The organism is Actinopolyspora mortivallis DSM 44261 (assembly GCF_000384035.1).
In the GTDB taxonomy this organism is placed as follows: domain Bacteria; phylum Actinomycetota; class Actinomycetes; order Mycobacteriales; family Pseudonocardiaceae; genus Actinopolyspora; species Actinopolyspora mortivallis.
Genome location: NZ_KB913024.1, coordinates 3,434,624 through 3,453,974 on the forward strand (window position 1 = coordinate 3,434,624; position 19,351 = coordinate 3,453,974).

At 67.4% G+C, this 19,351-nt stretch carries 19 protein-coding genes, 1 pseudogene and 1 riboswitch; of the genes and pseudogenes, 9 read left to right on the forward strand and 11 right to left on the reverse strand.

Features of this window, described 5'->3' with window-relative positions; translation table 11 throughout:
* Window positions 1-94 precede the first annotated feature (94 nt).
* A complete protein-coding gene (locus ACTMO_RS0116125; RefSeq protein WP_019855720.1) occupies window positions 95-826 on the forward strand; it encodes a phosphatidylserine decarboxylase in 732 nt (243 codons plus the stop codon).
* A complete protein-coding gene (pssA, locus tag ACTMO_RS0116130; RefSeq protein WP_019855721.1) occupies window positions 823-1,755 on the forward strand; it encodes a CDP-diacylglycerol--serine O-phosphatidyltransferase in 933 nt (310 codons plus the stop codon). Before ACTMO_RS0116125 ends, pssA begins: the two co-directional genes overlap by 4 nt.
* Window positions 1,756-1,871: 116 nt before the next feature.
* Here pssA and ACTMO_RS0116135 read toward each other — a convergent pair whose 3' ends face one another.
* Both ACTMO_RS0116135 and ACTMO_RS0116140 read right to left on the reverse strand, forming a co-directional pair.
* Window positions 1,872-2,513, reverse strand: coding sequence for a LytR C-terminal domain-containing protein (locus tag ACTMO_RS0116135; protein ID WP_033401562.1), 642 nt, complete (start codon window positions 2,511-2,513; stop codon window positions 1,872-1,874).
* Complete coding sequence (locus tag ACTMO_RS0116140) at window positions 2,510-2,974, reverse strand: DUF3263 domain-containing protein (protein WP_019855723.1); 465 nt, start codon at window positions 2,972-2,974, stop codon at window positions 2,510-2,512. Before ACTMO_RS0116140 ends, ACTMO_RS0116135 begins: the two co-directional genes overlap by 4 nt.
* A gap of 199 nt (window positions 2,975-3,173) precedes the next feature.
* Between ACTMO_RS0116140 and ACTMO_RS0116145 the strand changes: the two genes are divergently transcribed.
* The 5 genes from ACTMO_RS0116145 (at window position 3,174) to ACTMO_RS0116165 (ending at window position 10,304) form a co-directional block, all read left to right on the forward strand.
* Window positions 3,174-3,746 (forward strand): peptide deformylase, encoded by a 573-nt coding sequence (locus ACTMO_RS0116145; protein WP_019855724.1) that lies wholly within the window; start codon window positions 3,174-3,176, stop codon window positions 3,744-3,746.
* Window positions 3,747-4,015: 269 nt separating this feature from the next.
* On the forward strand, window positions 4,016-5,674 hold the full coding sequence (thiC, locus tag ACTMO_RS0116150) for a phosphomethylpyrimidine synthase ThiC (protein ID WP_019855725.1): 1,659 nt from the start codon (window positions 4,016-4,018) through the stop codon (window positions 5,672-5,674).
* 131 nt (window positions 5,675-5,805) lie between these two features.
* Complete coding sequence (gene thiD / locus ACTMO_RS0116155) at window positions 5,806-6,681, forward strand: bifunctional hydroxymethylpyrimidine kinase/phosphomethylpyrimidine kinase (RefSeq protein WP_019855726.1); 876 nt, start codon at window positions 5,806-5,808, stop codon at window positions 6,679-6,681.
* Window positions 6,682-6,963: 282 nt separating this feature from the next.
* Window positions 6,964-8,937 (forward strand): FUSC family protein, encoded by a 1,974-nt coding sequence (locus ACTMO_RS0116160; RefSeq protein ID WP_019855727.1) that lies wholly within the window; start codon window positions 6,964-6,966, stop codon window positions 8,935-8,937.
* A 194-nt stretch (window positions 8,938-9,131) separates the two neighbouring features.
* Window positions 9,132-10,304: an ABC transporter permease gene (locus ACTMO_RS0116165; RefSeq protein ID WP_157062918.1), complete on the forward strand. Its 1,173-nt coding sequence runs from the start codon at window positions 9,132-9,134 to the stop codon at window positions 10,302-10,304.
* 30 nt (window positions 10,305-10,334) lie between these two features.
* On the opposite strand, the pseudogene thiG (ACTMO_RS24140) reads toward ACTMO_RS0116165, so the two are convergent.
* The 6 genes and pseudogenes from thiG (ACTMO_RS24140) to thiO form a co-directional block, all read right to left on the reverse strand.
* A pseudogene (gene thiG, locus ACTMO_RS24140) lies at window positions 10,335-10,466 on the reverse strand (thiazole synthase); the annotation flags it as partial.
* Between the two features lie 9 nt (window positions 10,467-10,475).
* A complete protein-coding gene (locus tag ACTMO_RS0116170) occupies window positions 10,476-10,973 on the reverse strand; it encodes a VapC50 family PIN domain-containing toxin (protein WP_211212980.1) in 498 nt (165 codons plus the stop codon).
* A gap of 59 nt (window positions 10,974-11,032) precedes the next feature.
* Window positions 11,033-11,515 (reverse strand): helix-turn-helix domain-containing protein, encoded by a 483-nt coding sequence (locus ACTMO_RS0116175; protein WP_019855730.1) that lies wholly within the window; start codon window positions 11,513-11,515, stop codon window positions 11,033-11,035.
* 118 nt (window positions 11,516-11,633) lie between these two features.
* On the reverse strand, window positions 11,634-12,398 hold the full coding sequence (thiG, locus tag ACTMO_RS0116180; RefSeq protein ID WP_026449313.1) for a thiazole synthase: 765 nt from the start codon (window positions 12,396-12,398) through the stop codon (window positions 11,634-11,636).
* 2 nt (window positions 12,399-12,400) lie between these two features.
* A complete protein-coding gene (gene thiS / locus ACTMO_RS0116185) occupies window positions 12,401-12,601 on the reverse strand; it encodes a sulfur carrier protein ThiS (RefSeq protein ID WP_019855732.1) in 201 nt (66 codons plus the stop codon).
* Entirely contained in the window at window positions 12,601-13,713 is a 1,113-nt protein-coding gene (gene thiO / locus ACTMO_RS0116190) for a glycine oxidase ThiO (protein ID WP_019855733.1), read from the reverse strand. Before thiO ends, thiS begins: the two co-directional genes overlap by 1 nt.
* A riboswitch (TPP riboswitch) is annotated at window positions 13,705-13,811 on the reverse strand. (Overlaps the previous gene by 9 nt.)
* Before the next feature lie 113 nt (window positions 13,812-13,924).
* Between thiO and thiE the strand changes: the two genes are divergently transcribed.
* Window positions 13,925-14,599 carry a thiamine phosphate synthase gene (gene thiE, locus ACTMO_RS0116195; protein ID WP_026449314.1) on the forward strand — a complete coding sequence of 225 codons (675 nt, stop codon included), beginning with the start codon at window positions 13,925-13,927 and terminating at the stop codon, window positions 14,597-14,599.
* 64 nt (window positions 14,600-14,663) lie between these two features.
* On the opposite strand, the gene ACTMO_RS22045 is transcribed toward thiE, so the two are convergent.
* The 3 genes from ACTMO_RS22045 to ACTMO_RS0116210 all read right to left on the reverse strand — a co-directional run bounded on the left by ACTMO_RS22045 (window position 14,664) and on the right by ACTMO_RS0116210 (window position 18,215).
* Entirely contained in the window at window positions 14,664-15,071 is a 408-nt protein-coding gene (locus tag ACTMO_RS22045; protein ID WP_169509075.1) for a hypothetical protein, read from the reverse strand.
* Window positions 15,072-15,439: 368 nt separating this feature from the next.
* Window positions 15,440-15,733, reverse strand: coding sequence for a hypothetical protein (locus ACTMO_RS0116205; RefSeq protein WP_157062919.1), 294 nt, complete (start codon window positions 15,731-15,733; stop codon window positions 15,440-15,442).
* A 463-nt stretch (window positions 15,734-16,196) separates the two neighbouring features.
* Window positions 16,197-18,215: a BCCT family transporter gene (locus ACTMO_RS0116210; RefSeq protein WP_084792191.1), complete on the reverse strand. Its 2,019-nt coding sequence runs from the start codon at window positions 18,213-18,215 to the stop codon at window positions 16,197-16,199.
* A 398-nt stretch (window positions 18,216-18,613) separates the two neighbouring features.
* Between ACTMO_RS0116210 and ACTMO_RS0116215 the strand changes: the two genes are divergently transcribed.
* Window positions 18,614-19,180: a TetR/AcrR family transcriptional regulator gene (locus tag ACTMO_RS0116215; RefSeq protein WP_019855737.1), complete on the forward strand. Its 567-nt coding sequence runs from the start codon at window positions 18,614-18,616 to the stop codon at window positions 19,178-19,180.
* Window positions 19,181-19,351: the final 171 nt, after the last annotated feature.

A 19,351-nucleotide genomic window follows, 5' to 3' on the forward strand; every position in this document is an offset into this window, starting at 1 on the left:
CTGCTCACATTCGGCTACCGGACATCAGCGATGCTGTAACCGGGACGGCGCAGCCGTCGTGTCCTCACCGGCGAAGCAGGGACGAGCCATCTCGATGAACAACGCGGATCCGGCGCCGAACAACGGCCCGTTACACAAGCTGATACGGCTGACCCGCGAGACGGTCCCGCCGATGCACCCGGCGGGACGCCCCTTCGTCCTGGCGGGGGCGTTCGCGACCGTGCTGCTGCGCGGGCTCTGGAAACCGGCGGGCACCCTCGCGGCGCTGGCCACGGCCTGGTGCGCCTGGTTCTTCCGCGAACCCCGTCGAGTCACCCCCGAGCATCCCCGGCACGCGGTGGCCCCGGCCGACGGGACGATCACCGAGATCCGACACGCCGAACCCCCGCCCGAACTCGGCCCACGCACGGAGCGGATGCTACGGATCAGCACCTTCCTGACGGTCTTCGACGTCCACGTCCAACGGGCTCCCGTCTCGGGCGAGGTGACCGCACTGGCCTACCGCCCGGGGGCCTTCCTCTCCGCCGACCTCGACAAGGCCAGCGAGGACAACGAGCGGAACTCGATGCTGCTGCGCACCGCCGACGGCCACGAGCTCGCGGTGGTACAGATCGCCGGACTGGTGGCCCGGCGGATCGTGTGCTCGGCCGAGCGGGGTGAGGCCCTCACCGCCGGACAGACCTACGGGCTGATCCGTTTCGGTTCCCGCGTGGACCTCTACGTGCCCGCCACCAGCCACGTCCGGGTGTCCCCGGGGCAACGAGCGGTCGGCGGCGAGACCGTCCTTGCCGAACTGGCCGACGACAACGCTGCGACAGTGCTATGAGCGAGCTACGTTCCAACCCGCCCGGTGTGCGGTTCCTGCCGAACGCGGTCACCGTGCTGGCGATGTGCGCCGGGCTCTCCGCCGTGCAGTTCGCGCTCGACCAGCAGTTGAAGGGTGCCATCGCCTCCATCGCGGTGGCCGCCGTGCTGGACGGTCTGGACGGGCGGATCGCACGCCTGCTGGACGCCACGAGCAAGATGGGAGCCGAGCTGGACTCGCTGTCCGACGCCATGTCGTTCGGCGTGGCCCCGGCCCTCACCCTCTACGCCTGGCAGCTGGGGGGGAACCGGCTCGGATGGGTGGTGGCCCTGGTCTTCGCGGTGTGCATGGTCCTGCGCCTGGCCCGGTTCAACACCCTGCTCGACGACGAGGAACAGCTCCCGTTCAGCAAGGAGTTCTTCGTCGGTGTTCCCGCCCCCGCGGCGGGGCTGCTCGCCCTGCTGCCGATCGTGGTCACCGCCGCCCTCGAACGGGGGGGCTGGTGGTCGGCCCAGTCCACGGTGATGGTCTGGATGGTCGCGATCGCCGCACTGGCCGTCAGCCGCGTACCCACCCTGTCGTTGAAGACGGCCAAGGTCCCGGCCAAACTGATCGCCCCGTTGCTGGTGCTGGTGGCCCTGCTCGCGGCCGGGGTCGTGACCTATCCGCTCATCTCCCTGACGGTCGCGCTGCTCGCCTACCTCGTCCACGTTCCCTACGCCGTGTACCGGCACAACTGGCTGGCCAAGCATCCGGAGGTCTGGGAGGTCCCGCCCCGCGAGCGTCGGGCCATCCGGCGCAGTCAGCGACGCCTCGGACTGCGCCCGCCGTTGCGCCGACGCGTGGCCGGGGCGGCCCGCCGGGTACGGCTGTCGCGGCGCGGCGCCGAGCGGGACCGGGAGAGCCGACGCAGCTACCGGGCACTGGGACTGCGGCACCGCTCGAAGTGATCCGGGATTCGTCGAGGGGAACCGCGAGCGCCCGAGGAGTCCGCGAGGGCGACGGTCGTCCCGAACCACCGGGCACCTCCGCGACTCCACCCGGGGTCGGTGGCTCTTTCCGGCCGTCAGCCCAGGCCGTCGTAGTACTTGGTGACGATGACGATCACCCCGGGTGAGGCGTCGGCGATACCCCGGAAGCGGGGTTCGACCCGCGCGTCCAGTTTCCGCGCCACCGTCTCCGCCTGGGCGCGCTCCTCGGTGCCCGGGCGGTAGTACACGGTCGTGACCGGGATCCGCCCGCCCCCGTAGTTGCCGACCTCGACCACGTCGAAACCGGCCTTACGCAGGTCATCCGCGGCCCGGTGCGCGAGTCCGCTGATCTTGCTGTTGTTGTACACCCGCAGCGAGATCCGTTCCGGGCCGTTCTCGTGCTCTCCACCGACCTCACGGCGCGGGGAGGTGTTGCCGGTCGGCGTTTCCGAGGTCACCCTGCGGGGTGGCTCGGTGTCGCCCGTCGCGGTCTCCGGAGCCGAGGAAGCCTCGCTCTCGGTGGTCCGGTCGGTCGCGGAGTCCTCGGCGGGGGCGCCGTCGGACTCCGTTCGCCGGTCCGTGGTGGTGACAGCGGGGGACTGCTCGGCCACGGTCTCGCTCTCACCGGCGAAGACCGAGGACACGCCGAAAACGAGCGCGAGCAGGCCCACGCCGATGAGGGTGAAGCCGCTCATCCGCATCACCGACGGGCCCGCTGGGGGTTCTCCGGAGTTCATTCAGTACTCCCGTACGGATAGGTGGTGGCCTGGTCGAGCCCACCGGTGCGGCGCTGTCGGCGCAGCCGTTTGACCAGCATCGGCTCACTGCGCATCGCGGCGGGCTCGTCCAGCAGGTCTTCCAGCAGACGGTGGTACTCGGCCAACGCGAGACCGAACAGCTCCCGCACGGCCCGTTCCTTGCTGTCGGGGTGCTTCCACCACTGGCGTTCGAAGGCGAGGATCTCCCGTTCCCGCTCGGTGAGCTCACCGCCACGAGCACCCCTGCCGGTCGGCGCGGACGTGCTCCTGCGCTCCTGGGTGGGCACGCGTTCGACCGGCTGGGTCACCGGTTCCACCACGCGTAAGTGGCCACCGACTCCGCCGCTCGCGGCGTCCGAGTCGTGCCGCTCGACGGTGCGCGCCCGCTGCCTGCACTGTCGTGCGATCTCGTGTGCGGTCAACATCTGGGCGGCGTCCATGTCACACCTCGCCTCGTGATCGGCTATCCGCACCGGAAGGCCACGAGTGCGCGACCCCCTTCCCCCGCATTACACCATGTCTTGATCACCGGGAGGTGACATCACACTCACGAGTGACAACTTCCGGGACTCGTGACCGGCCCCGCCCACGGACAAAGTCCCGCCGAGCCCGCTCGGCCCACCGGATAGGCTTTCGCGCATGACCATCCATCCCATCCGTATCGCCGGTGATCCCGTGCTGCACACCGCGACCCGCCCCGTCACGGCGTTCGACGAGCGGCTGCGCACCCTCGTCGACGACATGTTCGAGACCATGGAGGCCGCCCACGGGGTGGGTCTGGCCGCCAACCAGATCGGGGTGGACCTGCGCCTGTTCGTCTACGACTGCCCGGACGACGAGGGGGTGCGGCACCGAGGGGTGGTGGTCAACCCGGAGCTGGAGACCTCGGAGATCCCACTGACCATGCCCGACCCGGACGAGGACTGGGAAGGATGCCTGTCGGTGCCCGGAGAGTCCTTTCCCACCGGACGGGCCGACTGGGCCCGGGTACGCGGTGTCGACCTCCAGGGCACCGAGATGGAGGTGGAGGGCACCGGACACTTCGCCCGGTGCCTGCAACACGAGACCGACCACCTCGACGGCTACCTCTACCTGAGCAGGCTGACGGGGCGGCACGCCCGTGCGGCCAAGAAGATGCTCAAGCGCAACGGGTGGAACGAACCCGGCCACTCCTGGAATCCCGCGACCGAGGCGGACCCGTTCGCGGACTGAGGCGAGCCCCACCGCCGGACGAGGCCGGCGAACTCCGGAGGGCGTTGCGGCTCGGTCCACTCGCACGGGACCGACGGGAGTGGTCACCCGATCGGTGGACCGACACGCATTGCGCGTCGGAGGGCGGGGGGCTAGTGTCGGCCGCCGACAACGAAAACCGCGGGAGCTCGCACCGGAAGCGGGCTGAGAGGGCGGCTGGAGTCGATCTCCGGGGTCGCCGACCGCATGAACCTGACCGGGTAATACCGGCGTAGGGAGGGAACACGGCCATGGCCGACGTGTATCCGAATCCGAACGAGTCCACCTCGAACGGAACGGCCGAACCGGGCGTCACCACCGGAGCCATCCGGGGTTCGCACAAGGTCCACCACCACACCGAGTCGGGATTGCGCGTGCCCGCCCGTCGGATCGAGCTGAGCAACGGCGAGCACCTCGACGTCTACGACACCTCCGGTCCCTACACCGACGAGAACGCCGAGATCGACGTGCACGCGGGCATCCCCCCGCTGCGTCGCGGGTGGACGGACGGCCGAGAACACCGCACCCAGCTCGAATGGGCCAGGCAGGGCGTCATCACCCGCGAGATGGAGTACATCGCCACCCGGGAGGACGTCTCCGCCGAGTTCGTCCGCTCGGAGGTCGCCTCCGGACGCGCGGTGATCCCGGCGAACCGCCGTCACCCGGAGACCGAGCCGATGATCATCGGGAAGAACTTCCTGGTGAAGGTCAACGCCAACATCGGCAACTCCGCCGTGACCTCCTCGGTCGAGGAGGAGGTGGAGAAGATGGTCTGGGCGAGCCGCTGGGGCGCGGACACGATCATGGACCTGTCCACCGGCAGCCGCATCCACGAGACCCGCGAGGCCATCCTGCGCAACTCCCCGGTACCGATCGGCACGGTGCCGATCTACCAGGCCATGGAGAAGGTCGGCGACCCGGCCGAGCTGACCTGGGAGATCTACCGGGACACCGTGATCGAGCAGTGCGAGCAGGGCGTGGACTACATGACGGTGCACGCCGGTGTCCTGCTGCGCTACGTCCCGATGACCGCCCAGCGGGTGACCGGGATCGTCTCCCGCGGCGGGTCGATCATGGCCGCCTGGTGCCTGGCCCACCACAGGGAGAGCTTCCTGTACGAACACTTCTCCGAGCTGTGCGAGATCCTGCGCTCCTACGACGTGACCTTCTCGCTCGGTGACGGGCTGCGACCCGGTTCGATCGCCGACGCCAACGACCGCGCCCAGTTCGCCGAGCTGGAGACCCTGGGCGAACTCACCCACATCGCACGCGAGCACGGCGTGCAGGTGATGATCGAGGGCCCCGGTCACGTGCCCATGCACAAGATCGCGGAGAACGTCCGCCGGGAGGAGGAACTCTGCGGCGAGGCCCCCTTCTACACCCTGGGACCGCTGGCCACCGACATCGCCCCGGCCTACGACCACATCACCTCCGCGATCGGGGCCGCCGAGATCGGGCGGGCGGGCACCGCGATGCTGTGCTACGTCACTCCGAAGGAGCACCTGGGGCTGCCGAACCGGGACGACGTCAAGGCGGGCGTGATCGCCTACAAGATCGCGGCGCACTCGGCCGACCTCGCCAAGGGGCACCCACGAGCGCAGGAACGTGACGACGCGCTGTCGAAGGCACGCTTCGAGTTCCGTTGGAACGACCAGTTCAACCTCTCGCTGGACCCCGACACCGCGCGGGCCTACCACGACGAGACGCTGCCCGCCGAACCCGCCAAGACCGCGCACTTCTGCTCCATGTGCGGGCCCAAGTTCTGCTCGATGAAGATCACCCAGGACGTGCGGGACTACGCGAACCGGCACGGCCTGACCAGTGTGGAGGCCATCGAGGCCGGAATGCGGGAGAAGTCGGAGGAGTTCACCTCCTCCGGAGGCAGGGTGTACCTGCCGGTCACGGAGTGAGGCGACGTCGCGGTGCCGGTGTTCCCCGGCGGTCCCGCGGAAAACACCGGCACCGCCCCCGCCCGACGGCCAACGAACCCCTTGGCTCCGTGAACACGGACGATGCCGTTTCCGGACCGGAACTGTCTAGTATGAGCAGGATGGACTCCACACCCGTCGGCCACGGAATCAGACCGGCCAACGACACCGCACCGCCCACGGCGCTGAGCATCGCCGGGTCCGACTCCGGTGGGAGCGCGGGGATGCACGCCGACCTACGGGCCTTCTTCTCCTGCGGGGTGCACGGGATGACCGCCGTCACGGCGGTGACCGTGCAGAACACCCTCGGGGTCACCGACATGGTCGAGATCCCGCCCGAGACGGTGGCCGCCCAGATCGAGTCGGTGTCCTCGGACATCGGGGTGAACGCGGTCAAGACCGGGGTGCTGCCCTCGGCGGCCTGCATCGAGGCGGTGCTGCGGGCCTGCGACCGGCAGGGGATCGGCAGAGAAGGACGGACCCCGCTGGTGATCGACCCGGTGGCGGCCTCCCGGAACGGGGAGCCGCTGCTACACCGGGACGCGCTGGAGGCGCTGCGCACCGAGGCGTTCCCGCGGGCGAGCCTAGTGACGCCGAACCTGGACGAGGTGCGGCTGCTCACCGGCATGGAGGTGCGCGACCGGCAGCAGCTGTGGGAGGCGGCCAAGGCGATCCACGACTTCGGCCCGGAGTACGTGCTGATCAAGAGCGGCCACCTGCCGGAGGACCCGGAGTGCGTGGACCTGCTGTTCGACGGCAGTGAGGCCACCCCGCTTCCCGGCCCCCGCTACGCGACGGTGCACACCCACGGCGCCGGGGACGTCTTCGCCTCCGCCACGACCGCGGCCCTGGCGAAGGGATCGCCGGTGGAACGGGCCGTGCGGCTGGGCAAGCGGTTCGTCACCCGCTCCGTGGAACACGCCTATCCGCTGGGCAGCGGGATCGGACCGGTGTCGACCTTCTGGAGGACCAGCAGTCGCTCGATCTGAGGAGCATCACCGTTTTCCCCGCTTGCGGGATCACTTTTCCGGGACAGCCGCCGAGCGGAACACGTCGAGTGATCGAATACCCTCCGAGCTCGGAAACATCCCCCTTATCGAGTGATTTTCCTCGCTACGCAGTAACCCCGACCGTGGACGATGTCGACATCCCCGACGAGGGCGCGGATACCACGGGCGAGTGGTTTCGCGGGTCGCGGCCACCACGGCCCGCCTCGTCGGCGCCGTCGATCCGTCAGTACGTTCATCGGCCGAGGCACGGGGCGAATTCCGGTGTTGAGAAAACTGCAGGCAGAGCTGTCCACCGAAGCGGGAGCACCAGACCCACGACAACGGCAGTACACCACCGCCGTCCTGCTCACCGTCGCGGTGGCCACCCTGCTCGGGTGGCTGCTGTCCGTGCCGGACTCCGTGGTGCTGGCGGGGCTGACCACGGTGTTCGTGCTCATCGTCTCCGAGGGGCACTCGCTGCGTGCCGACCTGCGACTGTTCACCCGGTTCGCACCGCCGGTGACACTGGTCATGGCAGTGGGGCCGCTGCTGGAGAACGTGCCGGTGCTCGCGGGCGCCCTGGTGGCACTGGTGGTCTTCGGCACCGGGATGCTGCCCGCCCTCGGTGAGCGCTACCGCACCTTCGGGCAGACCTTCGCCGCCGCCACGCTGGTGGCCACCACCACCGGTATCGGCTCCACCCAGCCTCCCAGCGCGCTGGTCGGCTGCGCCGTTCTCGGCACCCTGTTCGCGTTGCTGCTGCGGATGCTCATCGGCTCCGACGACCCCACCAGGGCGATCCGCGCGACCGTGGCGCACACCCTGACCACCCCGGGTCCCGGTGTGGTGGCCGACGCCGCCGACGCCTGGCGCACCGACGGCGGAGTGAGCTGGCTCGGGCAGGTCCTCGCCGGGGCGGCGCGGTTCCGCTCCGCCCGCGAGGTGCTGCTGGCCCAGGCCCAGCAGCACTCCGGCGAGGAGAGCCGACGGTTCCGTGAGCTGGTCGCCCGCTCCGACGAGATCGCTGCCGAGCTGGCCACCGCCGTGCGGTCCCGGGTGTGCACCGGGCTGAACCAGCTGTCCCGGGCACGCCCGGAAGTCCTGGCCGGTTACTCCGAACGCGACCTTCCCGAGGCCGTCCGCGGGATCAACGAGGGACTGGACCGGGTGCGCGCGGCCGTACTCGAACGGGACACCAGCCCCACCACGGCCCCCGCCCCCGGCGGACGCCGACAGCAGATCCTCGGTGCGGCGCGCGCCCACCTGTCCCTGCGTTCGGCCCTGTTCCGCCACGCGCTGCGGTGCACGCTGGCCGTGGCCGCGGGGATGGTGATCGTGCTGCTGCTGCACACCCCCACCGTGTCCACCCTGCTGCTCGGGCTCTACGTGGTGCTCCAGCCCACCGCGCGGGACAGCATGAGCGGAGCCCTGGAACGCACCGGCGGCGCGGTGCTGGGAGTGGTGCTGCTGGCGGTGGTCATCGTGCTGGTGCCCTACGCCGTGCTGCTCGTTCCGGTGGTGATCGCCGCCATGCTGCTGCGTGTGCGGGCCCTGCGCGAGGACTACCGCCTGCTGCTCGCCGCGCTGATCGGGATCACGGTGCTCGTTCGCGTGGGCGACATGGAACAACACTCGCTGGTCGACGCGACCATCGGCTTCGCCGCCAACACCGCCATCGGCGCGGCGATAGCGCTGGCCGTGGGCTTCGTGAGCTATCTGGTTCTGCCCGGCAGTCTGGGCCCGGACGTGGCCGGGACCGTGCGCTCCACGGTGTGGTCGCTGTCCGAACTGCTGCGCAGCGTCCGCGCCTCCGCCCGGGGAGCGGACGTGCGCTCGGCCCTGCGCGCCGCGCACGTGCTGGCGCTACGCCGCACCCAGGACCTGTCCGGGCTGCCCGCGATGCTGGACGCCTCGGACACCGCCGACCCGGTGACCGAACACGGAGCCAGGGCCGCGGCGACCGCGCTGGACGCCCTGCGCCGGGACCTGGCCACGCTGGCCTTCCGTCCCGCCTCCGAGAAGGAGCTCGCCCTGCCGGCACTGCGCGCGGTGGACGAACTGCTCGGCGGCGACGCGAGGCACAGTGTGCCGGACATCCCCGGCAACCAGGCCCCGGCGACCGAACTGCTGGCGGGCTCGCTGGTGGAGAACGGCCTGCACGCCAGGGCTGCCATCGACGAGACGCTCGGCCACGACGAACCGTGGAAGAGCTACACGATCTCCTTCGTCCGTCCCGAACGACTGCGCATCCGCTGAGGGAAGCCGGAAGGCCTCCCCGAGCGACGGCGAGCCCCCCGTCCCGAATCCCTCCGGGCCCTCCGTGGACGCCGGTGCCGGTGCCGATGTCCGAAGAACGGTGGAGTCCGGGGAGGAGGCACGGTACCGTCCGTTCGGTTCCGATGATCATCGTGAACCCACGGGAGGAGCACCCCGGGCGGAAGGAACACGGAATGCGACGGCGGGCTTGGTTGAGCCGGTGGCGACCGAACTCCCCGGTTCACAGGGCGTTGGGACTGCTGGTGACACTGACGGTCCTGGTCAGTGCGCTGACGTGTGTGACCTCGGCGGCCCGTTCCGCCATCGAACGCGACGTCCTCCGTTCGGGCGGGTTGACTCAGGTCCACCTCTCCTCGATCGAAACGGGGCGGTCGGTTCGTGGCCTCGACACCGAGAATCTCAACAGAGCACGCGAGGTGGAGCATGTCGCCGAGGTGGTTCCCGACTACGTCTCCTCCGTCTACACCGGAGACTCGGATCCCGGGGCTCCCACCTTCGATCTGACCACGCACTCCTGGCGGCCCTCGACACGCCCCTCCGTCGTCCGTGGTGAGCTGCCCCGGTCGCTCCGGCCCGGCCAGATCGTACTGCCCGCCCACAGCGGCGGTGTCGACTTCAACCGCTACGTGGGTAAAACCCTGCCCGCCGCCTACACCCGGGCGACCGGAGAGCACTCGGGAACCCCGGCACACACCACTTTCGAGGTGGTGGCCACCTACGACCCCGAACGACAGTCGGACGGCCCGGACACCGCCTACCTCGCCCCGGAGACGGCGGCCACGCTGGCGGCTGCCAAGGCGGGAACGACGCCCGAACGCTACCGATCCACCACGGGAGCGAGGTCGGCGGTGGTCTCGGTGACCGAACGGCGGTACGTGTCCACGGTGGCGCGCGAACTGCGACGGCTCGGTTTCTCCGCCACCCCGGCCACCGACCGGATGCGCGACCTGCCCGGGGTGTTCGGAGCGGCCGAGCGGGGCCACCGGATCGGTGTCCTCGTCGTCCTCGCCGTCGCCGTGCTCACCGGTTCGCTCCACACCCGTTCCGGTCTCCTCGACCGCCCGGTGAGCGCACCACGTCGGGGCTCGCTCGGCGAAGCGATGCTGACCGGTCTCCTGGCCGGAGTGATCGGCAGCGCGCTCGGCCTCGGCGGCGCTCTGCTGCTGCGCGGGCCGTCGGAAGGACTGTTGGGGCTGGAGGTGCCGCTGAGCGGCCTGGTCCCGGGCCCGCTGTGGGCCACGGCCGTCGTGCTGACTCCGCTTGTCGGCCTGACGGTGGGATCCCTCCTGGGAGGACGACTCGCCCTTCGGCGAGATCCTCACGTGTCGGCTCGTGAACAAAGCTGAGCGCGGAAAACCGGTCGCCGCCCCACCGCGTCACCCCATCGTCCGCCCGGGTCTGGAGGCCTGGGCCCAGTAACGGCGCGGGATCCGCCCCGCCTGACAGGCCAGCCGCCCAGCCTTACAGCCGAGCGACGAACGAGGCATCGCGGCCGGCCGGCCTGCCCGGAGAAAGGATCATTCGTCGAGCAGACTCCGTACGGAAACGCAGAACTCGGGCACGGTCTTGGCCAGCTTCGGCAAGAAGGAGAACAGATCTTCGGGAGGGTGACGTCGATCGGCGACGAGCTCGCTCAAACACCGCAGGGTCTGTTCGGGATACAGGTCGAGCTGGTCGAGCAGAAACTCGTCAGGGGTGACGACACCGATGTCGTAGGGCTCCGTGGCTTCGTACGGGAAATCCTTGGTGTTCGCGGTGACGAGCACAGCGGCCCCACCCCGGACCGCCGCGGCGAGCACGTGTCTGTCCTTGTGATCGTTGGTCATGGACGGTATGAGTGACTCGTAGTCAGTGACCAGCGCATCACGAAACTGGGTGCGCATCATCCGCACGCGGCGATGTGCCTTGGCCGAGGTCATCGAACTGACCAGCGGCAGATTGCGTTCCACCTCGTCCAACACACGCTCGGACCACAGTGGTCTGTAGGTCTGTGCCTCGGCCAAACGTAGCAGCACGTCCGTCAGGTTGATCGGAACCAGACAACAGGAATCCAAGTAAGCCGGAAACGACACGGTCAACGAGTCCGCACGAACTCGTCGATCTCGTCCGCCGTACCGTCGTGAGCGGTGGTACGCGACTCCTCCGCCAAGGCCGTACGGCGTTCCTGCCGTGATCGCTGTTGGTATTCCAGAACATCAGCCAAACGGACACGGCGGTGACGGCCCCGCACTTCATGGGCGATCTCGCCCTCGCGCAGCAACCTGATCAACGTCGGCCGTGAGATGTTGAGTATCTCGGCCGCTTCCCCCGTGGTCAACTGGGTGTTGTGCGGTGCGACCGTGATGGCCAAACCGTGCGACATGGCCTCGACCACATCCCGCAACACGGCATAAACCTGCTCGGGGAGTTCCACCTGAGTACCGTCCGGCCCGGTCAGCCTGGCCTTTCCGCTCCTACCAGAGGAGGTCTCGGCGAGCGCGGAAGCGAGCTGCTTCAGCCCCGCCGCGTCGATCTCGTCCGGCGGAAGCACGGTGTGTTGTTCCAACGCGGCTGTCATCACGTCACCCGTCCCTATCGACCACGTACGAAGCCACCGTACACGAAACAAACGAAAGAAACAAAAAAAGCGAAAGCCAGGCTACGGGCACACCGACATCCGGACAACCCCCACCGCGTCACCCCATCGGCCGCCCGGGGCTGGAGGCCTGGGCCCAGTAACGGCGCGGGATCCGCCCCGCCTGACAGGCCAGCCGTCCCGCCTCCACCCCGGAACGCATGGCCGCCGCCATCCGCTCCGGGTCGTGGGCCCGGGTCACCGCCGAGGCCAGCAGCACAGCGTCACAGCCGAGTTCCATGGCCAGCGCCGCGTCCGAGGCCGTGCCGATCCCCGCGTCCAGCACGATCGGCACCGACGCCCGGGAACAGATCATCTCGATGTTGTGCGTGTTGCGGATCCCCAGACCGGTGCCGATCGGCGAGCCCAACGGCATGACCGCGGCGCATCCGGTCTGCTCCAGCCGCGCGGCCAGGGCGGGGTCGTCGTTGGTGTAGGCCAGCACCACGAAGCCCTGCTCCACCAGCTGTTCGGCGGCGTCGACCAGCTCCACCGGGTCCGGCAGCAGCGTCTCCTCGTCGACGACCACCTCCAGCTTGATCCAGTCCGTCTCCAGCGCCTCGCGGGCGAGCTGGGCGGTCAACACCGCCTCGGCAGCCGTCCTGCACCCGGCCGTGTTGGGCAGCGGGTCGATCCCCAGCCGCCGCAGCAACTCGAACACCCCGGTGCCGCCTCCGGCGTCGGCCCGGCGCATCGCCACCGTGGTCAGCTCGGTTCCCGAAGCGATCAGCGCCTGCTCCAGGGTCGCCATGTTGTCGGCGCCCCCGGTTCCCATGATCAGGCGTGACCCGAATTCGCGGCCCGCTATGACGAGCGGATCGTCCATGATCATCCTCCTTGTACCGCGGTGAGTACCTCCACGGTGGCTTCCTCGTGCAGCACCGTGTCCGCCCAGCGGGCGCGGGGCACGACCGTGCCGTCCACCGCCACGGCCACTCCCCGTTCCGGTGCCCCGAACACGCGCATCGCCTCGGCGAGACTCGCGTCCGTGGACACCTCGTGCCGCTGCCCGTTGATCGTGATGGTCATCAGCGTCCCTTCCAACGCGTCGGGTCGGCCGGGGCGGTCTCGGCGGGAGGCCGCCGCTCCGACAGCAACGCCTCGACCGCCTCGGCCGTGATCGGAGCCTGCAGGAAGCCGTTGCGGTGGTGTCCCGTGGCGACCAGCACCCCCGGTTCCAGCCAGCCGATGAGCGGCAGGTTGTCGGGAGTGGCCGGGCGCAGCCCCGCTCCGGTCTCGCCGAGCTCGTACTCGCCGAGGGCAGGCATCACGCGCTCGGCGTCGGTGATCAGGTCCCGGACGCCGCCGACGGTCACCGTGGTGTCGGCCCCGCTCTCGTACTGGGTGGCTCCGACCACCACCCCCTCGGGACGGGGCACCAGATAGACCTGCCTGCCGTGCACCGGCCCGCGGACGGTGCGGCGCGGAGGGGGCAACGCCGTGCTCCGGGCGCGCAGCCGCAGGATCTCCCCCTTGACCGGACGGATCAGCCCGTCCAGCCCCGGGTGCAGGCCGGGGGAGTGTGTCCCGGCGGCGATCACGACGGTCCCGCAGCGCAGGGTGTCCTCCCCAGCCTCGACCTCTCCCGGGCGTACCCGGCGGGCCTCGGCGGACCGGAACTCCACGCCGGTGGCCGTGCAGGCCCGCAGCAGGGCCCGCAGGGTGGTGCGGTTGTCCGTGGACAGATCCCCCGGCACCTCAAGCCCGCCGTGCACGGCGGGACCCAGCGCCGGTTCGGCCCGACGGAGTTCCCGGGAGGTCCTCCTGGTCACCGTGCGCCCCAGCGAGGCGAGGTGCTCGGCCAGCGCACCCAGCTGTTCCTGGTCGGCGCTGTCCACCCCGACCACGAGGGTCCCGTGCTCGTGGAGACCGGAGGGTTCCCCGGCGGTCGCGGAGAGTTCGGCGGCGAAACCGGGCCACCGGCGCAGCGAGGCCGACCCCAGCTCCAGCAGTGCCTCCTCGCCCGGCCACGCCTCGGCCACGGGGGCCAGCATCCCCCCGGCCATGTGCGAGGCACCCGAGGCCGGTTCCGGGTCGACCAGGCACACCCGTGCGCCGCCGGCGGCGAGCCGCCAGGCACAGGACAGGCCGATCACCCCGCCGCCGACCACGGCGACGTCGTGGTGCTGTTCGTTCGTCAACGTCTCGCTCCCTGCGCCGGCATGATCCGGATCAGGTTCGACGGTCGGGGCTTCAGCCCCCTCTCAGTCCGTTCGGCCGGACTCCCGTGCCTACCCACCGCACAGCCTAGGCGATGTCCGGCGTCACGTCAGCAGTCACGTGGCCGCCGGCCGCGGAATCCGATCCGTTCCGTGACTCCATCCCGAGGTCCGGGTGCCTTATCCTGGGCGCATGCCCGGAATGGACGGCCACGGAATCCGCTCCCGCCTGCGGGCGGCGCGGCTGTACCTGTGCACCGACGCGCGACGCGAACGGGGTGATCTCGCCGAGTTCGTGGACGAGGCGTTGGCGGGCGGAGTGGACATCATCCAGCTCCGCGACAAGGACTCCTCCGGGGCCCCGCTGGAGGCCAGGGAGGAGCTGGCCGCGTTGGAGGTGCTGGCGGACTCCTGCGTGCGTCACGACGCGCTGCTGGCGGTCAACGACCGTGCCGACATCGCCGTGGCCGTCGACGCCGACGTGCTGCATCTGGGCCAGGACGACCTGCCGGTGCCCACGGCCCGCGAGATCGTCGGCGAGCGGATGGTCCTCGGACGTTCGACCCACGACGTGGTCCAGGCCGACGCGGCGGCCACCGAACGCGGAGTGGACTACTTCTGCACCGGGCCGGTCTGGAGCACACCCACCAAACCCGGCAGGCAGGCCGCCGGTCTGGAGTTGGTCCGCCACGCCGCCGAGCACCAGGGGCACGGACGTCCGTGGTTCGCCATCGGCGGCATCGGCCCCGAGAACCTGGACGAGGTGATCGCGGCGGGGGCCGAACGCGTCGTCGTGGTGCGGGCCGTCACCGAGGCCGAGGACCCGCGTGCCGCGGCGAGCGAGCTGCGCTCCCGACTGCTGGGGTGAGTCTCCCCGGGAGAACCGGGTTCGCCGGGGTGACGGTCTTCCCACCGCCCCGCGGCCGGGACCGTCACCGCTCGGAAGGACCGCGACGGTCCCGACGGAGCCATTCGCCCGTGCTCCTCGCGAGGACACACACCAGGGTGAGGATCGGGCCGAGCAGGCCGACACACACGAAGAAGAGTCCCATCTCCAGAAAACCCTCGGTGTCCCCGTCCTCGGTGTGTACGATCAGCACCAGCAGGCGCACGATCCCGACGACGATCACCACGAGCGCTCCGAGCGCGCCCGCGGTCACCATCCACCGGCCCAGGGGACGGCGCAGCAGCAACAGGACTGTCCCCGACCCCAGCACGGCCACGACCGGAGCGTTGTTCACGCCCCCGAGCAGTTCGAACGGATCGAGGCCGTACTTCCACCCCTCGAACGATTCGACGACCCGGAACCCGTGTGCCAGCAGACCCGCCACCACGAGCAACGCCGTGAGGACGGCGAGAAAAGCCCCTGTTCGCGGCAGCCGCGAGCTTCGTTCCTCCGACGCGCTCCCCAGACCGACGACCGGCACACCGGCGGGAGCCCCCGACGAAACGGTCCACGAGCGTACCCGTCTCCGGACCGTCTTCACGGAAGAACGTCCGAATCGACGAGGAACACGTCAGGGACGGGCCGAGGAGGTGAACAGCCCTCCGGATCGTACTCGCGGCGGATGCTTTCCACCCGCCGCTCGTTCGAACCGAACACGGCCTCCCGCGAGACATCGGCCTCGTCACCGAAAGTAGAAGCGCCCTCCGGCCGGGAAGAAAGAGTCCTGCGAACTCTGCATCGCCACGTACGACACGGGGCCGCTCATATCGAGCAGGGGCGTACCGAGCTCGCGCAGCGGAGCCAGCTCGACGGAGGCGAGGTTCGAGGACTGGTGGAGACACCGTCGACGAAGACGATCTTCATGCCATGCAGTTCAGCGGGAATCTCGGGATCAGCCCCCCACAGCGCCAGGTGGGGTGTGACGCTTTCCGGCATGTCCGCCGCCACGTCCCGCCACGCCCGCATGACCGACTCGGCGTTCCCGTAGGGGTACAGGACTTGGGCCGTGGCCACCTCGGGGCCGAGGGGGTGCAGATCGAACTCGAAGGAGGTCACCACTCCCAGTCCCCGACCGCCACCACGGGCCGTCCAGAGCAGGTCCGCGTGGAACCCGTCGACAGGTGGATAACTTTCCCACCTCAGTGCCGCGTGAGCGGGATTTAGAACGATGAGACTGAACGTCTCGCCGAAAAGGATTAACCGTCCACAGCGGCTATCGAGTACCTCACACAACCGACTTCACAATCTAATCACCCTGTCATGCATCACCGCTCCCCTTCACGCGGGTCTACGCGAAGTGATCGACCATCGCCGTTGTCCGCGACGGATCATCAGGACATCGACGACACACTCTCGGATCAGCCAACGGCTGTTCGCCGGTCGGTCTCGAGGAAGACCGACCGGCGAATCAGAATCTACTCGGTTCACACGAACCAGGAAATCACATCATCTATGCGAATCCGCCCCCCGACAAGCCGTGCGTACCAGCCCACTCGGCGAACGACTACTCTAGAACAGTTCAGTAACAGTCATCTGATATGTATTTTCTGAGAATTTTCTCGGTCTCGCGCTCGGCTCCAACAGCGGATATAGTGAATTCAGACGTGTCAAACACTTCACCCGCGATGGGATCCTGAAAAGCGCAGTCCTTGTCCCATTCGATAGATCCGTTTTCAGTGTTTACCTTGGTGGCGTGATGAGGAACGTCCTGAACTGCCAGCACCGTAGTGTCCGTATCGTTCGTTGTCGGCACCACAGATTTGTCTGCTGTGTTCACCTCCCGCCCTTCGACTGCCACTGAAGTATTCTCGACACCACTACGCGAACACTCCCAATCGCTCCGGAACTTCAACAGTCTGCGGAGATTATGCTGAAACTCTTCCTCGTTGTCGGCCCGCTCGCGGGCGGTCGAGACAAGCGCTGACAGTGTGGCTTGCGAGCGAATGTGCACGTAACGGGGCATGATCGCAATCTCGTAACGGAACATCCGTACCAGTGCGAGCATGGCGAGTGCGTAAATAACGGACAGCGGTGCGGCGCCGGCGATCGAACTGACCTGCAGTACGGTGAGTGCTGCTTCACCACCGGCGAGAAGCAACAATGCTCCCGCCACACCGAGGATCACGGCCCAGAACAGACGGGTCAGCCACGGAGTTTCGGTACGACCTCCGTGCGCGAGCACGTCGACCACGAGTGAACACGAGTCGGAAGAGGTAACGAAGAACAGCGTAATCACCAGGATCGCGATCACCGACATCGCAACAACTACTCCCCCGCCCGCGGGAAGGTTCTCGAAAAGCAGGAATAGCGAAGTGTTGGTGTCGATGATACCATCTTCGCCGATCATCGTGCCGTTCGTCAGCTGGTAATGAATTCCGGTACTGCCGAAGATGGTGAACCACAGGATCGCGATACCCGTAGGTGCCAACATGACGCCGAAAATAAACTCTCGGATGGTACGTCCTCGGGAGACACGGGCGATGAACATACCGACAAACGGTGCCCAACTGAGGAACCAACCCTGGTCAAACAGGGTCCAACTTACCGTCCAATCGTCCTTGGCCCCCGCGCCGGTGACGAACATGAGCTGAGGGATCACCTGGGCATACTCGCCGGTGTTCTGGACCACCGACTGGAACAGGAAGATTGTCGGTCCGATCAGCAGTACGCAGATCGCCAGGACCGCTGCCAACATCATGTTGGCGTTCGAGAGTAGGCGCAGCCCCTTGTGCAGACCGGTAATCACTGAGACAGTGCCGACTGCGGTGATCAACATCACCAGAACCAGCAGAAGAGTGTCAGAGGGATCGAACCATCCCAGGTAAGCCAGACCCGCCTGGATCTGCAGAGCTCCCTGCCCGAGAGAGGTAGCGACCCCGAAAATGGTTCCCACTATGGCGAAGACATCGATGATGTGACCTAGCCAGGATTCGATGAGTCTGCGACCGAAGATCGGCTCGAGCAGCCACCGCATCGACAACGGTCGACCGCGCCGAAAGGACATGTAGGCCAATCCGAGACCGACGACAACGTAGATGCCCCAAGCATGCAATCCCCAGTGGAACAGGGCTTGTCCGATGGCGGCACGGCCCGCTTCCGCCGTGCCGGCTTCGACGTCGGCGATCTCTGGAGGGGACGTCATGTGATTCAACGGTTCTGCCACACCCCAGAAAACCAGGCCGATGCCCATACCTGCGGAGAAAAGCATCGCGAACCAGGAAAACAAAGAGAATTCCGGCTTCTCGTCGTCTCGCCCGAGCCGGATATTGCCCGCTTTGGACAAAGCCCCCCAGAAAGCGAAGATCAGAAAGCTTGTGACAAGGAGAATGTACCACCAGCCGACTGTCTCACCGATGCCGTCCCGTAAATTGGTGAATGCTGTCTCAGCGTCATCACCATAAGCAGCCCCGTACCACGTGGTGAACGTCAACGCGGCGAATATAATCAATAACGCCGGAATGAATACCGGTTTGGACAGACCTCGCCAGGTTGCTGCCAGGAAATTCGATCTCTGCTCTGCTTCTGCCGGAGAAGCCACAAAAACTCCTTAAAATACCATACGACGTGACGACCAAGCGCGTGCCATGGTTCAGCTCGATAAAGTAGGGTGCAGCGCAGCTCAGGGACACCGTCATCGAATTTTAACCCGACACGAATGGCTACACCGACTCATCACTGGATAGCACACTTCGAGGTATGCTGTGGACACCATAAGGCAGCCGCTCATACGATTCACGTCAGTACTGGGTCACTCTTCGGCGATTCATCGCTCACTGAGCTGCATATCTCTCGCCAACTTCGATGACATAAACCACGAGCATGAAGCTCGCGGACCCGAACACGTGTACAAGCCACCTCCCCTGACACCTATACACTGACTGTATAATTTGGACTAAGGATATTTACACAGGTCTGTGAAAGTCAAGGGGGTTACACGTGGAGTATGAAGCAGCAAACATCCATGACCTGACCCGGGGAGCGCAACGAATACTCGAGGTCGCGTCCAAGCTGTTCTACGAGTACGGCATCCACGCAGTGGGTGTGGACACGATCGCCGCCGAGTCCGGTGTAACCAAGCGTACCCTTTACAACAACTTCGGCTCCAAAGACGCCCTTATCACCAGGTATCTGAAAAACCGTCACTTAGTATGGTGGCAGAATCTCGAAGAACGTCTTGACATCGCCGAACCACCCCGTGCCTTGGCCTTCTTCGACATCTACGCCGAGGACGCTCGTACCATCACCCGTGGGTGCGCGTTCCACAACGCGGCGGCCGAGCTACCGACAGATCACCCAGCATACGCCGTCATCCGCTATCACAAACGAGCCGTCGAAGAGCGGTTCGTCGAACTCATCGCCGAAGAGCAACCAGCCACAAAGGACCCAAAACGTCTGGGACGGCATCTCTTCCTGTTGTTGGAGGGTGCATTCACACACCACGGCATCCACGACAGGGGCTTACTGGCCGAGGCCCGCGAAATAGCTCGAGAGTTACTCATATAGCAGTAGGCGCGCGACCCGACTCTTGGACCGTGTAGTTCACAGTGATAGTTGCTCACATACGGACGGACTGCATCCGCACCCAAGTAGTCACTGTGGCCACACAACCGCATATGACAGGCAAGGCCGGATATATGGAGAGGAAATCTCGTATCGTAGGAGGTTGTGTTCGCC